This window comes from Streptomyces sp. CA-250714, assembly GCF_050936705.1.
Classification (GTDB): domain Bacteria; phylum Actinomycetota; class Actinomycetes; order Streptomycetales; family Streptomycetaceae; genus Streptomyces.
Genome location: NZ_JBNJMI010000002.1, coordinates 3,057,005 through 3,072,186, shown reverse-complemented (window position 1 = coordinate 3,072,186; position 15,182 = coordinate 3,057,005). Strand labels below are relative to the sequence as shown.

The window sequence follows — 15,182 nt, the reverse complement described above, 5'->3', positions numbered from 1 at the left end:
GAAGGCCGTATGCCGGAATCACAGCTCACCTACACGGACCTGATCACCGTCAACTTCGGCAGCTTCGGTGCGACCGTCGGGGACTGGAAAAAAGTCCAGAGCGCGCTGAAGCGGTTAGCGAAGCAGGCGCGTAGCGACATGCGGGCGAAGTCGGAGCGAGCCGACTGGGCGGGCGCCAACGCCGACGCGGTCCGCCCCTTCATCCGGAAGATCGCGAATGAGGTCGGCGACCTCCACACCGAGGCCCAGAGCATCTGGAACGTCATCGACGACGCCCACCGCGAACTCGTCAGGATCCAGGGCCGGATCGAGGACGAGCGGGAGAGGGCGAAGCGGAAACAGATCTCGATCAAGGACAACGACGATGGAACCGTAACCTGCGACTTCGCGGCCGGCACAGACGGGGCCACGACAGCCAGCGGCTACTACGTCGGCGGATCCGCGGACTCCGATGAGCCCAACAAACCCCGCAGCAAGGCCGACCGGGAGGCGAGGGACGAGATCCAGTCCCACATCAACCACCTCATCGGCAAGGCCCGCGAAATCGACGCCTCAACGAGCCGGGCTCTCCAGCGCAGCCACAAGGGTGACCGGCACAACGCGGGGCACGCGTCGTACAAGTCCCTGGACCACGCGCAGGCATCCGAGGCGAAGGGACTGGCGGAAAAGCAGCTGAAGCTCTACCGAGAGGGCAAGGAACTCAGCACAAAGGACCTCGCCCGCCTGGCCGAAATCACCAAGTACAACGCAAAGGACGCTGAGTTCAGCACGACCTTCTACCGCGACCTGGGTCCGAAGAAGGCGCTGCTCCTCCATGCCCAGATGGGCATCGACGCCTCGACCGACGGCGGAGAAGCGCGCCTGGAGTTGGCCCGCACCGTCCAGAACTCCATGGGAACGGGGCTCGCGACGGCCACCCAGTCCCACGGCGGCAACCCCCTCGGGACCGACGGCGACCGCACGCATCTGGGCGAGAACTGGATCGCCGCTCTCAAGCGGGTGGGCAAAGACGAGCTGCCCCTCAGCAACGGCGGCAACCAGCGGACACTGGGATATCAGGTCCTCGGGAACGTTCTGCGGCACGGCGAATACGACAAGGAATTCCTCAGCGGCGTCGCCAACGACATGGTCACATACGAGCGCGAGCACGGCGGCCCGGGCCGGGCCTGGCCACTGCCACTGACCCCCGAGGACGGGGGGCCGGACCTCAACCTGGACAAGGGAAAGGACCGGGGCTTCGACCCCATGACCGGACTGATGAAGGGGTTGGGACACAGTCCGGACGCGGCGACTGATTTCTTTCGGGGGTCAACGGAGGTTGACGGTAAGGAAGTCGACAACTTCGATTACTTCCTGGGCGACGAAGAGGGAAAGAAAGTCCGGGACTGGCCGACGGGCGATTCCGGCAAGGACGCCCTCGGCGGTGCGCTTGAGGCAGCCACGACAGGGCGCCCGGCGGGGGATGAGGGGAAGCCGCTAAAACACACCGAGGAACAGGCGGCCCTCTTTTACGAGGTGGTGGAGCGTCTCGGCAGCGAGGCGGGTTCCCCGCTGGTTCAGCACGATGGAGAGCTGGCTCAGCTGCGAAGTCATATGGGGAGCATGGCCGCTGACTACATGCACGGAGTGCACAGGGGAATGGCAGCCTCTCCCAGTGGAATCATTGGTATCCACGGAGCGGACCCGGGACTGAACGATGTGGACGGAGAAGCTCTCGAACGATTCCTCCGTAGTGCTTCGCAGGATTCCGATGGATACGCATCGATCATGCATGCCTCCCATGTCGTCTCGCGAGAGTCGATCCAGGCAGCGATGAGTCATCCGGCCCCAGGACATAGCCCATCAGAAGCGGCTTCAACGGGTGCGCAGCCGGGAGCCGACGTGGCCGCATTGGCATCCGAGGGGCGGGCGGACGGAATCGTGGCTGCGAAAGACAAGGTCGGGGCTGCGGAGAGGTACAACGAATCGCTTGACGCAAAGCAGGAAGTTGTTGGGCAGATTGTGGACCTGGGCGTGGGGATGATGCCACGAGGCGGGGAGGCAGTGGGACTCGTGACCGGAGAAATCCAGAGCGTGATCTTCGACAGCTATAAAAAGGATCCGGAAGAGATCGCAGAGCAAGTTCAAGAGAGCCGCAAGGATTTCCTGGCAGAAGAACGCAGGCGGGAAGGGGAAACCATGGAACGGATTACTCGAATTTCCGGGCAGGGTGCAGGATTGGATCCCGATTCGGTGGATTGGGCGGCGTCCAAAGTGCATAACGATGTCGCGCGCGGGTACCGGGACCAATAGGGGCCTGTATGCCGGACAAGCGCATCCTTGCATATTGCGCGGCTTTGCTCATGGTCATTGCCGGATCCGTCGGCTGGTGGCTTCAGAGGGACGAGAAGGATGATGTCCTCATGCCTCGAAAGGTATGCAACGACGTCTTCTCCGGGGGTGAAGTCGAGCCCCTATTTGCCAGCATGGATGGAGAGTTTGACTCTTCGGTCAAGAAGAGCTTTCCCGGATCTCCTGAATCCGCCTATCGGTCCCCTGGGTCGACTAGCTGCGAAATGTCGATCGATGGTCACGGTGTGAGCTTCCGAGTGAGTAATTCGAGCTATGTAGAGCCGCCCGAATATTTCGTCAAGACAAGTGAGTACATCGCTGAACTTGGAAGCGTGTACGGCTATTACCGTCCCAGGACTGGAGCATTGATGACGGTCGCGAACTGTCCGATTCGCGACCACAAGGCGAACAAGCTCATCATTGTGACCAGGGCGGACATTGCTGAGCGAGGAAGCGATGTGTATGAGGGTTTCGATAAAGGCGTAGGGAAGCTTGCTGAAGCGAGTGCTTATGCCACACGAACCATCGCTGAAAAGGTCTACAGATGCAAGGGCGAGGGAGGTATTCCAGACGGGCCGGTCCAAGTAAAGCCCGGCGAAGGGAAGAAGTGAGGGGAGGAAAAGACGGCTATTCGAGTTCGAGTGCCTAGGGGGCCCGATGCGCCGGTTTTGTCTCCCGAAAGGGGTGGAGCTCGTCATCACGGGGAAAGACTGGGGACAAGTGAAAGGACGCGGTGCTGCGCGATCACGGATACGCGATCCGGGCTACGGTCCCATCCTTTGTCAAGGCTGATCCAGATATTTCTGTGGCATGCAAATAACGGCAGGATGGCGCCAGCGATGCCTTGAAGTACGGCGTGAAAGCGGTTCCAGAAGGAAGGACTCGTCTCCACTGGAACCATCCGCTACTACAAGCGTGAGGCCACCATGAGAGGGCAGGGCATCGTCGTCCGATTCTGTGAGAGCCAGCGGGACGCTTACGACAAGGTGGCGAAATCGGGGAAGGTGCTGCGTACCAATCCGAGTGCGAAGGACTTCACGAAGGTCAGTGACATTCTGTTGTCAGCCACAGCCACAGCCACAGCCACAGCCACAGCCACAGCCACAGCCACAGCCACAGCCACAGCTACGCCACTGCCAAGGGCGAGGCCATCCTCAAGGCCTATCTGACCTGGAAGGTCCACTGGGCCGAGGGCCCGGACTCCGACGGCGCGCCACGGCACCCCATGCCGGACGGCGAATCCGTCGCGGAACTCCCCGTCACTATTGAGGAGTTCCAGTTCAACAACCGCGACTGAGCTGTCTCTCGTCCATGAGGGCGGTCAGGACGATGGCGCAGCCGCACACTGGGGCACCGCAATCCTCGTCTGTACCCGCACCGCGCCGGGCGCCCCGGTGCACCCGGGCCTTCTTCGGGACGTCAGAAACTGAGCAGCGCCCAGGCGCTGCCCATGATCAGGGCCCCGCACACGCCGGTGAGCAGGGCGGTCTTCCGCATGCGCAGGCCGCCCGCGATGACCAGTGAGGCCAGTAGCAGGGCGCCGCCCAGTGGCACCCAGGCGTACATGACGCCGGCGGGTCCGGTCCGTACGACGTGGTCCGTGCCGGGCTGTACGGCCACGTCGAGCGTCTCGCCCTTGCCGCCGGAGACGAACTCGGAGACGGTCACCTTCTCGTGCTTCGACGTCTTCTCGTTCAGAAACGTCCCGGTGCACTCGTCGTCCCCGCACTTCTTGACGGTGACGGTGCCGCGCTCGTTCCCCGTCATGGCGGTGGTCGCGGTGTCCCATGAGGTCCACACCCCGGCCACCACCAGCACCAGCGCGATCAGCGCCATCAGCCCGGCCCGCGCCAGCAGCAGCATCCCGTAGGCGCTCTCGCCGAGCCGCCGCATCCGGCTGCGCCTGTTCTTCGTCTGTGCGGCTCGTGAAGGCATGGCGGAGATCCTGGCCACTTGACGGTAGTCGGTCAACCTCCGCTGACCGGCTTGTGCAGGCTTGGGTCACTATCGGAATCGCGTCCTCCGGTGCGTCGGTGCAGACTGCTCGCGGTTCCGGAGTTGAGGGGGATGACATGGCAGCGGACCCGCGCACACGTCCGTGGCGCCGGCTGGAGGCGGCAGCGCTGCCCGGGACTTTGCGGCACGAGCCGAGCAGACGCTTCCTCACCGAGGTGGGCCTGCCCGAACAGGCCGCCGAACTGGACTTCACCAGCATCCGTGCGGGACAACTGCCGCCCCTCACCGAGGACGTACTGTCGGCCGACGCGCCCGTCGCGCTCGACGGACAGCTCCTCGTCCTCGGCCGCACCGACCACTGGGAGGCCAGGCTGGTCCTCGACGGCGACGGAGGCGGAGTGCACCTGGTCGCCTGGGAGGGCGATGACCTGTGCCATGACCTGATCGCCTCCGGCCTGCCCGAACTGGCCGCGCTGATCCGCGAGATCGAGGCCGTCTCCGGTAGCCCCCGCGATCCCGTACCACCAGGTCAGCAGCGCGGGCTGGCCGCCCTGGCGCGGATCCGCGAGGAGACCGCGCGGCGGCTGCGCCGTGCCGACCCGCGGCTGTACCAGCTGTACGACGCGGAGGAGCCGGTCCGCGAGCCCGCGCACTGGGGCACCGCGCTGCTCGTACGCACCCTGCACCGGGCGGCGCGACCGGGCGCGCCGGGGGAGCTCGCGTACGAGATCGAGCCGGAGATGGTCGAGCAGCTCGCCGAAGACGGAGCCGTACGCCGGTTCACCGACGACGAGTTGCCCGTCGGCCTCACCCACGCGCCCACCCGCCGGCTGCTCACCGGGATCGGGCTGCCCCGCGTCGCGGACTTGTTCACCGTCACGGACGGTCCGCTGCGCACCATGGGAGAGGCCCACCCGCACTACTTCGAGCCCGACGCCGAACTGCCCACCCGCGCCTACCAGCGCGACTTCTTCGCCCTCGGCTGGTGGACATGGGACCTCGCGCTCGCCCTGGACGGCGCCACTGGCCGGGTGGAACTCCCCGACTGGTTCGACCGTGGCAGCCCCGCCGCCTACCTCCACCAGGATCTGTCGGCCCTGCTGCTGGCCTGCTGGACCTACCAGCAGGCCCATCACGCCTGGGCCCGCTGGGACATCGGCGCGGGCGGCCGGCCCGCACCCTGGCACGTCTACTCCCCGAAACACCTTCTGGAGTGCCGCGTGGCCTGCCTGGTGGAAGCCGTCGACCCCGCAGCCTGGGCCACCGAGTGGCACTCGTGGCCCCAGATGGAGAACGACGACCACACCGGCGGCCTGCTCTGATCCCGAGGTTGCGCCTGACGCATATCAGGGTTCGCTCAGGGTTCCGTCGCCAGCCAATGCCTACAGGCACCTGCTAATGTTTTTTTGCATGTACTGCTGCGGCTGCTGGTGCTGGATGGTGCGATGAGAGACCCCACGCCGACGGGCGACGACCTGGTGCGGGTGCTGGCCACCTTGTCCAACCCGCACCGCGTGCGCGTCGTAGCGGCTCTCGCGGGCGGGCGGAACTACGTGAGCCGGCTGGCGCGCGAGCTCGACATCAGCAGGGCGCTGCTCCAGGTCCATCTCAAGAAGCTGGAGGCGGCCGGTCTGGTCTCCTCCCAGCTGGAGCTGTCGGAGGACGGAAAGGCAATGAAGTTCTACGAGGTGAACCCGTTCTCGGTCCACCTGACTCCGGAACTCCTGGCGAGCGCCGCCGAGACGCTGACCATCGAGAAGGGAACACCGCGTTGAACGAGCACGAGTGGCAGGAAGTCATAGGCACCATCGGCATGTTCACTCTGCTCATCGCCGTGGTCGTCACAGCAATTTGGCAGATCGGCGCCGGGCGGCGGGCCAGGACTCAGCTGGCCCGGGAGAGCGAGTACAAGAAGCTCGCCGAAGCCGCTGCCGACAGACAGCAGCGGATCGAGCAGCAACTGACCGAGATCGGCAGCCAGGTCTCCGACCTGCGGAACCGAACCGACACGATCGAACGGGTCCTCAAGGACGTCGAGTAGCCCCGTGAACACACCCCGGGCCGTCGAGCTGCAACTCGACGGCCCGGGCAACGCGGAGCCGAACCACCTCGCCGCGGGCGAGTTTGCGCAGGAACACTCCACCGAGAAAGAGGAGAGCAGCTCATGCTGCCCAAAAGCAAGTCTGTCCACAGCCCACCCGACAGCACTGCCGCGGGCAGTACCGGCACTGCGGACGGCAGCGCGGACCCGGACGACCGCAGCGCAGACCCCGCGGACGACGGCAGTGCGCACCCTTCGGACAACCGCAGCGCGGACCCTGCGGACGACGCGGGCGGCGAGCGCGTCCCGCCCGGCTCGGGGACGGTCCCGCCGAAGCGCCGGGGAGTGATCGAGGCGGTGGCGGTGTGGTCCACCCGCCACCCCACCCTGGCGATCACCGGGTGGCTGGTGCTGGTCGTACTCGCCGTACTGTCCAGCATTCCGTTGACGGGTGAGGCGGCCCGCTCGGTCGACCCCGGTGAGGCCGGTCGCGCCCAGCAGCTGGTGGAAGCCCAGCGCAGCGGTGACTCCATCCGGGAGAACGTGCTGCTCCAGTCCCGTGCTGCCGACGGCAAACGGGAGTTCGCAGCCGACCCCGAACTGCGCGCGGCCACCGAGGACCTGGTGGCCGAGCTGCGCCGGGCGCCGGGCGCGGTGCGTGACCTCGGCTCCCCACTGGAGGGGCAGGGCCGGCGCTGGATATCGAAGGACGGCAGCTCCGGACTGGTGACCTTCGAAGTGGCCGGGCCTGACGAGCGGTTCGAGAAGCACTACGCGGCTGCCGTCAAGGCCGTGGAGCAGGTAGGGGAGCGCCACCCGGACGTACGGCTCGCCCAGGCGGGCGACCGTAGTCTCTCCCAGGCGGTCGACGAGGGAATCAAGGACGACTTCAAGCGTGCGGAGATGACCTCCCTGCCGATCACTCTCCTGGTCCTGCTGGCAGTCTTCGGCTCGCTGATCGCTGCGGGGATACCTCTGCTCCTGTCGGCGACCACTGTGGCGGCCGCGTTCGGACTGCTGCAACTGGTCAGTCACTGGGTGCCGTTCAACAGCGCCGCCTCCTCCATCGTGCTGCTGATCGGCATGGCGGTGGGCATCGACTACTCGCTGTTCTCGCTGCGCCGGGTGCGCGAGGAACGGGCAGCCGGACACTCGGTACGCGAGGCACTGCGCATCACGGCACGCACCTCGGGCCATGCGGTCGTGGCCTCCGGACTGACCGTGATGGTCTGTATGACCGGGCTGCTGCTCACCGGCGTGGACGTCTTCAAGGGACTGACCGCTGGAACGGTCCTGGTGGTCGGCCTGGCGGTGCTGGGTTCGGTGACGGTGCTGCCCGCGCTGCTGGCCGCACTCGGCGACCGCGTCGACAAGGCCCGCATTCCCTGGCTGGGCAGGCGCAGGATCGCGGCACAGGAGTCGCACTTCTGGGGCCGGGTCGCGGGCGCTGTCGTGCGGCGGCCGCTGATCGCCGGAGCGTCGGCGGCCGTTGCGCTGCTGGTCATGGCGCTGCCCGCGCTCGGGATCCGGCTGCAGGACGCCGCCGTCACGGCCAGCCTGCCCCCGGGTGTCTCGGCGGCGGTCGACGCGGCGACGGATATGCAGGAGCAGTTTCCGGGGTCGGCCACCGCGGCGCGGGTCGTCATCGACCGTACGGACGGCGCGTCGGCCGACACCCCCCGGATACGGGAGTCGATCGCCGAGCTGCACCAGCAGGCCGCCGACAGCGGCGGGGCGCTGCGGGAGCCGATCACCGCCGTGCCGGTCGGTGACGCGATGGTGGTACGGGTGCCGCTCGCGGGCGCCGTCACCGATCCTGCCGCGGACCGCGCTCTGGCGACGCTGCGCGATCAGGCGCTGCCGGCCGCTTTCGGCGAGGTGGAGGGCGTCGAGTACGCCGTCGCGGGCAAGACCGCCATGCCGCACGACTTCGCGGAGCGGGTGAACAGCCGGACCCCGGTCGTCTTCGCCTTCATCCTGGGGCTGGCGTTTCTGCTGCTCATGGTGGTGTTCCGGTCGTGGACCATCCCGCTGGCGTCGATCCTGCTCAATCTGCTGTCCATCGGCGCCGCGTACGGAGTGCTGGCCTGGGTCTTCCAGGACGGCAACCTGGAATCACTGCTGGGGTTCAACTCCTACGGCGGCGTGGTCAGTTGGCTGCCGTTGTTCATGTTCATCATTCTGTTCGGCCTCAGCATGGACTACCACATCTTCATCCTCAGCCGGGTCAGGGAGCGATGGCTCGCGGGTGCGCGGCCGCGCGATGCGGTCGTCGGCGGGATTGCCGCGAGCGCCGGCGTCGTCAGCGGAGCGGCGCTCATCATGATCGGCGTCTTCTCGGTCTTCCTCACCCTGTCCGCCATCGAGTACAAGATGCTGGGCCTCGGTATGGCCTCGGCCATCCTCATCGACGCGACCGTCGTACGCGGTGTACTGCTGCCGGCCGTGATGTCCCTGCTCGGCGAACATGCCTGGCGGCTGCCGCCCCCGCTCCGACGAGGCCCGGCCGTGAGCCCAAGTGTCAGCTGTTGTACGTGCTCTGGGCCCGTTCCAGGCCGTCGATGATCAGGGACTCGCACGCGTCGGCTGTGCGGTCGACGAAGTAGTCGAGTTCCTTGCGCTCCGCCGAGGAGAAGTCCTTGAGTACGTAGTCGGCGACCTGCATGCGGCCAGGGGGGCGGCCGACGCCGAAGCGGACGCGGTAGTAGTCGCGGCCGAGCACCTTGGTGAGGGACTTGAGTCCGTTGTGGCCGTTGTCGCCGCCGCCGAACTTGAGGCGGAGGGTGCCGTAGTCGATGTCGAGCTCGTCGTGGACGACGACGAGGTGGTCGGCGCCGATGCCGTAGAAGTCCAGCAGCGCCTTGACGGGGCCGCCCGAGACGTTCATGTACGCCATCGGTTTGGCGAGCACCACGCGGGTGCTGGTGGTGCCGGGGATGCCGATACGGCCCTCGACCACCTGGGCGCGGGCCGCCTTGTGGGACTTGAACTTGCTGCCCATCCGGCTGGCGAGCAGGTCCGCGACCATGAAGCCCACGTTGTGCCGGTTGCCGGCGTAGTCGGGGCCCGGGTTGCCGAGTCCGGCGATGAGCCACGGGGTGGTGGCCGACATGGGTGGTCCTCCGGTCGTCAGATGGTCTCCCGGCTTCGCCGGTCCCTCCGGGGCCCCCGGCCCGCGAGCCCGGGACGGGCCGGGGGCCGGCCCGTCCCAGACTCACGGAACGCGGGAGTGCGCGGGTGTTACTCGCCGGCCTCGGCAGCCGGGGCCTCGCCCGCGACGCCCTCCTCGGCCTCGGCGGAGGGCTCCTCCGCCTGCGCCGCGAGGATCTGGATGACGGTCTCGTCGCCCTCGATGGCCAGCGTGGTGCCGCTGGGCAGGGCGATGTCCTTGGCCAGGATCTGGTCGCCGACGTCCAGACCGTCGACGGAGACGGTGACCGACTCGGGGATGTGGGTGGCCTCGGCCTCGACCGGCAGCGAGTTGTAGACGTGCTCGATCAGGTTCTGGCCAGGGGCCAGCTCGCCCTCGATGTGGATCGGGATCTCGACCTGGACCTTCTCGCCGCGCTTGACCGTCAGCAGGTCGATGTGGACCAGGAAGCCGCGGATGGCCTCACGCTGGACGGCCTTGGGGATGACGAGCTCCTTCTTGCCCTCGACGTCCAGGTGGATCAGGACGTTGGGGGCCTTGAGCGCCATCATCATGTCGTAGCTGGGCAGGGCCACGTGGACGGGCTCGGCGCCGTGACCGTAGATGACGGCGGGGACCTTCTCCTCGCGGCGGAGCCGGCGGGCCGAGCCCTTGCCGAACTCGTTGCGGATGGTCGCGCTGATGTTGACGTCAGCCATGCTGCGCTCCTCGTAAGCGACGGTGGTACGGATGTGTGCGGTGCCACTCGGTCCCGACGGACCTGCTACGAAGAGCGCGCGTCGATAACGGAGCATCCGGTCCGTATGCACAAGACGTACGTACGGAAACGGACCGGCCTCCCTCGCCGAGCGACTCGCAGAGTCTACGCGGCGGGGGAGGCCGGCCGGAAATCGATCAATCGATCAGCTGGTGGGCGCGCCCGTGAGCTACGCCTGTTCGTCGAAGAGGCTGGTCACCGAGCCGTCCTCGAACACCTCGCGCACCGCGCGGGCGATCGTCGGCGCCATCGACAGCACCGTGATCTTGTCGAGCTCCAGCTCCCCCGGGGTGGGCAGCGTGTTGGTGAAGACGAACTCGCTGACCTTGGAGTTCTTCAGCCGGTCGGCGGCCGGGCCGGAGAGCACGCCGTGCGTCGCCGTGACGATGACGTCCTCGGCGCCGTTCGCGAACAGCGCGTCAGCGGCGGCGCAGATGGTGCCGCCGGTGTCGATCATGTCGTCGACCAGGACGCAGACCCGGCCCTTCACATCACCGACGACCTCGTGCACGGTCACCTGGTTCGCCACGTCCGGGTCACGGCGCTTGTGGACGATGGCCAGCGGGGCACCGAGCCGGTCGGCCCAGCGGTCGGCCACCCGGACCCGGCCGGCGTCGGGGGAGACGACCGTGAGCTTGTCGCGGTCGGTCTTGGCCGCCACGTAGTCCGCCAGCAGCGGCAGGGCGAACAGGTGGTCGACCGGGCCGTCGAAGAAGCCCTGGATCTGGTCGGTGTGCAGGTCCACGGTGAGGATGCGGTCCGCGCCCGCGCACTGGAACATGTCCGCCATCAGCCGCGCGGAGATCGGCTCGCGCCCGCGGTGCTTCTTGTCCTGCCGGGCGTAGCCGTAGAACGGGACGATCACGGTGATGCTCCGCGCCGACGCCCGCTTCAACGCGTCGATCATGATGAGCTGCTCCATGATCCACTTGTTGATGGGAGCCGTGTGGCTCTGCATGAGGAAGCAGTCGGCGCCGCGCGCCGACTCCTGGAAGCGGACGTAGATCTCACCGTTCGCGAAGTCGAAAGCCTTGGTCGGGACCACGCCGATACCGAGCTGCTTGGCGACCTCTTCGGCGAGTTCGGGGTGGGCGCGGCCGGAGAAGAGCATGAGCTTCTTCTCGCCGGTCGTCTTGATCCCGGTCACTGCTGTTGTCTCCCTGTGTGGTGCGCCGCACGGCGGCTCAGCGGGGGGCGGCGTCGGATAGCGGGGCGGCGTCGGTTTTCGGCCGCATGGCCAATCAGGCTCTCCATAACCGTACGCCCCGCGTCATACAACCGGATACCCGGTCTTAACCCTCCTCGGCTGGAACCTGCCCGGCCGCGCCCTTCGCGGAACGGGTGGTTTCGGACGCGTTCGAGGACGGATCCGCCGCCTCCCGGCCGCCCTCCGCCTGCTCCTCCTGGGCCGCCTGAGCGGCCTGCGCCGACGCGCTGCCCGGGCGTTTACGGGCCACCCAGCCCTCGATGTTGCGCTGCTGGCCGCGCGCCACGGCCAGCGAGCCGGGCGGCACATCCTTGGTGATCACGGACCCGGCGGCGCTGTAGGCACCGTCCCCGACCGTGACAGGAGCCACATACATGTTGTCCGCTCCCATCCGGCAGTGGGAGCCGACCGTCGTGGTGTGCTTGCTCTCACCGTCGTAGTTCACGAACACGCTCGCTGCGCCGATGTTGCTGTGTTCGCCGATCACCGCGTCACCCACGTAGGAGAGGTGCGGCACCTTGGTGCCCTCGCCGATCTCGGCGTTCTTCATCTCCACGTAGCTGCCGGCCTTCACCTTGCGGCCCAGCCGGGTGCCGGGGCGCAGATAGGTGTACGGGCCGACCGAGGCGCCCTCGCCGATCTCCGCGCCCTGCGCGACGGTGTTGCTGACCGTCGCGCCCTCGCCAACCCGGGTGTCCGTCAGCCGGGTGTTCGGCCCCACCTCGCTGTCCGCGCCCAGATGGGTGCGGCCGAGCAGCTGGGTGCCCGGGTGGACCATGGCGTCCGGCTCGTAGGTCACGTCGACATCCAGCCATGTGGTGGCCGGGTCGACGACCGTGACCCCCGCCAGCATCGCGTCCTCCACCAGCCGGCCGTTCAGCATCCGGCGGGCCTCGGCCAACTGCACGCGGTTGTTGATGCCCGCGATCTCCCGGTGGTCGCCCGCCACGGCGGCGCCCACCCGGTGACCGGCCTCCCGCAGGATGCCGAGCACGTCGGTGAGGTACTCCTCGCCCTGGCTGTTGTCCGTACGGACCTTGCCGAGCGCCTGTGCCAGCAGCCGGCCGTCGAAGGCGAACACCCCCGAGTTGATCTCCCGGATGGCGCGCTGCTCCTCGCTGGCGTCCTTGTGTTCCACGATCGCGGTGACCGCGCCGCCGCCGCTCTCCCGCACGATGCGGCCGTACCCCGTCGCGTCCGGGACCTCGGCCGTCAGTACGGTGACGGCGTTGCCGTCCGCGACATGGGTGTCGGCCAGCTGCTGCAACGTCGTACCGGTCAGCAGCGGGGTGTCGCCACAGGTCACCAGAACCGTCCCCGCGGGTCCTTCGCCACCCAGCTCTTCCAGCGCCATCCGGACCGCGTGCCCCGTGCCGTTCTGCTCGTATTGCACGGCGGTACGGATACCGGCGTCCAGCTGCGCCAGATGCGCGGTGACCTTCTCCCTCGCGTGCCCGACGACCACGACCAGCTGCTCCGGATCCAGCGCCTGCGCGGCGTTCACCACATGGCCGACCAGGGAACGGCCGCAGATCTCGTGCAGGACCTTGGGGGTCGCCGACTTCATGCGGGTGCCCTCACCCGCTGCGAGAACGACGACGGCTGCCGGGCGAGTGACGCTCACGGGTGTGCCCTTCGGCTTCGGGGGTGGGTGCATCCCGCAGGATACCGGTGGGTCGGCGCACGGCGGCGCCGACCGGGTGCGCGTGGCAGCGGCGGCGGGGAAGGGGGGACCCGTGTAAGGGGAGGATGGGCTCCCGGGGAGGGATTCGAACCCCCATCGACGGCACCAAAAACCGCTGACTTGCCCTTAGTCGACCCGGGATTAACTGTATGTCCGATATGCCGCTCCGGCTGATCGGGCACCCCATACTATGCCGCACGATCAGCCCCGCACGCGACGGTAATGGTGAGCGGGCAGGGGGTGTTGTCCCTCGCGCCGCCCTCCAAGTTGCCCAGTGAAACCGTCCGGTCACGGACGAAAGAGCGGAATGGGATGTTCCGGGGATCGGCAGGACAAGGTGGCGGCGTGCGGTCGTAGGGTGGTCGGTATGACCGAGACGGGGGAAAACCGTACGCGGGGCGGGCCGTGGTGGTGGGAGAGACCACGGAGTGCGGTGCTCGATATCGCCCTGGGCGCGGCCTCCGCCGCCGAGTGCGCCATCCAGGGGCAGGGCTTCGCGCAGGAGACGGGGATCCCCGGACCGCTCGCGGTACTGCTGGGCGCCATCGCGGGGGCGACGCTGGTGCTGCGCCGCCGCTGGCCGATCGCCGTCGTCCTGGTCGCCATCGCCGTCATACCGGCTGAAATGGGCACCTTCCTCAGTGTCGTCGGCCTCTACACGCTCGCCGCGACCGAGGTGCCGCGACGGATCACCGGGCTGCTGGCCTCCATGGCCGCCATCGGCATGCTGGTGATCACCACCTTCCGGCTGGAGCAGAGCATCGGGCAGGACCCCGACTTCAACCCCTCGGCCTGGTTCGTCCCCCTCGTCTCGGTCCTGATGTCGATCGGTGTGACGGCGCCGCCCGTGCTGGCCGGTCTGTACGTGGGGGCGCGGCGGCGGCTCGTGGAGTCACTGCGGGAGCGCGCCGACGGCCTGGAACGCGAGCTGTCGCTGCTGGCCGACCGGGCTGAGGAGCGTGCCGAGTGGGCGCGCAACGAGGAGCGCACCCGCATCGCGCGGGAGATGCACGACGTGGTGGCACACCGGGTGAGCCTGATGGTGGTGCACGCGGCGGCGCTCCAGGCGGTGGCGCTCAAGGACCCGGAGAAGGCCGCCAGGAACGCCGCGCTGGTGGGCGACATGGGCCGCCAGGCACTCAACGAACTGCGCACCATGCTGGGAGTGCTGCGGGCCGGCGAAACGGAGAAGGCCGAGAAGGCGGAGCGAGCGGAGAAGGGGGACAAGCGGGCGGAGAGGGTGCAGCGGGCCGGTCTCGCCACCGAAGCGCCCGCGTCCGATGTCCCCGCGGCCTCCGGTGCTCCCGCTGCCTCCTCCGGTCCCGGTGCATCCGGTGCTTCCGGCGCCTCCAGTACGTCCGACGCTCCCGTCGCCCCGCAGTCCGGTGACGGTGCCGCCGAGGTGCCCTCGCGGCTGGCCGAGTTCGCCTCGGCGGCCGCCGGGCGGGTGAGCGGAGGTGCCGCGGACGCCAGGAAAGAGGGGGCGCACCCGGATACGCAGGACGGCGCGCTGCGTACCGGCCAGAACGCGGCGTCCTCCGGCACCCCCTCCCTCGCGCAGCTCGACGTGCTGGTCGGACAGTCGCGTGCCGCGGGGATGTCGGTGGAGCTCAGCGTCGAGGGGAGCCCCGACCACGACTGTCCGCCGCCCGTGCAGCAGACCGCCTACCGGGTGGTGCAGGAGGCGCTGACCAATGTGCACAAGCACGCTGCGGGCGCGGCCACCCGGGTGCGGGTCGCACATCGCGCGGCCGAGGTCGCGCTCCAGGTCGAGAACGATCCGGCCGCCGACGGCGCGGCCGACGCGGGCCTGCCCAGCGGCGGCAACGGCCTGGTCGGCATGCGGGAGCGGGTGACGGCACTCGGCGGCGGCTTCGTCTCCGGGCCGACGGACGCGGGCGGCTTCCGCGTCTCGGCGATCATCCCCTACGCGCGTCCGTGAGCTTCCGCGTCCATCTGCTACGCGCGTCCGTACTCCTACGCGCGTCCGTAAGCCCTCCGCACGCACCCACGAACCCCCCTCGTCCTCGACCGTCACGTACGCGCGACCGTCAC

The 15,182-nt window shown here is 68.1% G+C and carries 12 protein-coding genes and 1 tRNA gene; 7 read left to right on the top strand and 6 right to left on the bottom strand.

All coding sequences use genetic code 11. The features are described 5' to 3' along the window. The first annotated feature begins 9 nt into the window (after nucleotides 1-9). Nucleotides 10-2,292 (top strand): hypothetical protein, encoded by a 2,283-nt coding sequence (locus ACQEU8_RS32550; protein ID WP_433107497.1) that lies wholly within the window; start codon nucleotides 10-12, stop codon nucleotides 2,290-2,292. Between the two features lie 8 nt (nucleotides 2,293-2,300). After that, nucleotides 2,301-2,942, top strand: a complete 642-nt coding sequence (locus ACQEU8_RS32545; RefSeq protein ID WP_433107495.1) for a hypothetical protein — start codon at nucleotides 2,301-2,303, stop codon at nucleotides 2,940-2,942. A gap of 808 nt (nucleotides 2,943-3,750) precedes the next feature. Here ACQEU8_RS32545 and ACQEU8_RS32540 read toward each other — a convergent pair. Continuing rightward, nucleotides 3,751-4,266, bottom strand: coding sequence for a hypothetical protein (locus ACQEU8_RS32540; protein WP_433107493.1), 516 nt, complete (start codon nucleotides 4,264-4,266; stop codon nucleotides 3,751-3,753). A gap of 137 nt (nucleotides 4,267-4,403) precedes the next feature. Here ACQEU8_RS32540 and ACQEU8_RS32535 point away from each other — a divergent pair, with 137 nt between their 5' ends. From ACQEU8_RS32535 to ACQEU8_RS32520, 4 genes are all read left to right on the top strand, one after another. After that, nucleotides 4,404-5,609, top strand: a complete 1,206-nt coding sequence (locus ACQEU8_RS32535; RefSeq protein ID WP_433107491.1) for an SUKH-4 family immunity protein — start codon at nucleotides 4,404-4,406, stop codon at nucleotides 5,607-5,609. 123 nt (nucleotides 5,610-5,732) lie between these two features. Next, complete coding sequence (locus tag ACQEU8_RS32530) at nucleotides 5,733-6,062, top strand: ArsR/SmtB family transcription factor (protein ID WP_433107489.1); 330 nt, start codon at nucleotides 5,733-5,735, stop codon at nucleotides 6,060-6,062. After that, nucleotides 6,059-6,328, top strand: a complete 270-nt coding sequence (locus ACQEU8_RS32525) for a hypothetical protein (protein WP_433107487.1) — start codon at nucleotides 6,059-6,061, stop codon at nucleotides 6,326-6,328. Before ACQEU8_RS32530 ends, ACQEU8_RS32525 begins: the two co-directional genes overlap by 4 nt. Before the next feature lie 123 nt (nucleotides 6,329-6,451). Then, a complete protein-coding gene (locus tag ACQEU8_RS32520) occupies nucleotides 6,452-8,893 on the top strand; it encodes an MMPL family transporter (RefSeq protein WP_433107485.1) in 2,442 nt (813 codons plus the stop codon). On the opposite strand, the gene pth is transcribed toward ACQEU8_RS32520, so the two are convergent. From pth to ACQEU8_RS32495, 5 genes are all read right to left on the bottom strand, one after another. After that, nucleotides 8,850-9,440 carry an aminoacyl-tRNA hydrolase gene (gene pth / locus ACQEU8_RS32515; RefSeq protein WP_433107483.1) on the bottom strand — a complete coding sequence of 197 codons (591 nt, stop codon included), beginning with the start codon at nucleotides 9,438-9,440 and terminating at the stop codon, nucleotides 8,850-8,852. The two genes, ACQEU8_RS32520 and pth, sit on opposite strands and share 44 nt — an antisense overlap. Nucleotides 9,441-9,568: 128 nt before the next feature. Then, the gene (locus ACQEU8_RS32510; protein WP_433107481.1) at nucleotides 9,569-10,177 is read right to left on the bottom strand and encodes a 50S ribosomal protein L25/general stress protein Ctc; all 609 of its coding nucleotides are present in this window, start codon (nucleotides 10,175-10,177) and stop codon (nucleotides 9,569-9,571) included. Between the two features lie 228 nt (nucleotides 10,178-10,405). Beyond that, nucleotides 10,406-11,383, bottom strand: coding sequence for a ribose-phosphate diphosphokinase (locus tag ACQEU8_RS32505; protein ID WP_355450850.1), 978 nt, complete (start codon nucleotides 11,381-11,383; stop codon nucleotides 10,406-10,408). Nucleotides 11,384-11,528: 145 nt separating this feature from the next. Further along, a complete protein-coding gene (glmU, locus tag ACQEU8_RS32500; RefSeq protein WP_433107479.1) occupies nucleotides 11,529-13,067 on the bottom strand; it encodes a bifunctional UDP-N-acetylglucosamine diphosphorylase/glucosamine-1-phosphate N-acetyltransferase GlmU in 1,539 nt (512 codons plus the stop codon). A gap of 130 nt (nucleotides 13,068-13,197) precedes the next feature. Then, nucleotides 13,198-13,268 (bottom strand) — tRNA-Gln (locus tag ACQEU8_RS32495). A 226-nt stretch (nucleotides 13,269-13,494) separates the two neighbouring features. Between ACQEU8_RS32495 and ACQEU8_RS32490 the strand changes: the two genes are divergently transcribed. Further along, complete coding sequence (locus tag ACQEU8_RS32490; protein WP_433107477.1) at nucleotides 13,495-15,069, top strand: sensor histidine kinase; 1,575 nt, start codon at nucleotides 13,495-13,497, stop codon at nucleotides 15,067-15,069. The last annotated feature ends 113 nt before the right edge of the window (nucleotides 15,070-15,182 follow it).

Bases quoted from the DNA above. Each gene is read 5' to 3' on its own strand.
- ACQEU8_RS32535 (WP_433107491.1), top strand. From the start codon at position 4,404: ATGGCAGCGGACCCGCGCACACGTCCGTGGCGCCGGCTGGAGGCGGCA.
- ACQEU8_RS32550 (WP_433107497.1), top strand. From the start codon at position 10: ATGCCGGAATCACAGCTCACCTACACGGACCTGATCACCGTCAACTTC.
- ACQEU8_RS32545 (WP_433107495.1), top strand. From the start codon at position 2,301: ATGCCGGACAAGCGCATCCTTGCATATTGCGCGGCTTTGCTCATGGTC.
- ACQEU8_RS32530 (WP_433107489.1), top strand. From the start codon at position 5,733: ATGAGAGACCCCACGCCGACGGGCGACGACCTGGTGCGGGTGCTGGCC.
- pth (WP_433107483.1), bottom strand. From the start codon at position 9,440: ATGTCGGCCACCACCCCGTGGCTCATCGCCGGACTCGGCAACCCGGGC.
- ACQEU8_RS32540 (WP_433107493.1), bottom strand. From the start codon at position 4,266: ATGCCTTCACGAGCCGCACAGACGAAGAACAGGCGCAGCCGGATGCGG.
- ACQEU8_RS32520 (WP_433107485.1), top strand. From the start codon at position 6,452: ATGCTGCCCAAAAGCAAGTCTGTCCACAGCCCACCCGACAGCACTGCC.
- ACQEU8_RS32510 (WP_433107481.1), bottom strand. From the start codon at position 10,177: ATGGCTGACGTCAACATCAGCGCGACCATCCGCAACGAGTTCGGCAAG.
- ACQEU8_RS32490 (WP_433107477.1), top strand. From the start codon at position 13,495: ATGACCGAGACGGGGGAAAACCGTACGCGGGGCGGGCCGTGGTGGTGG.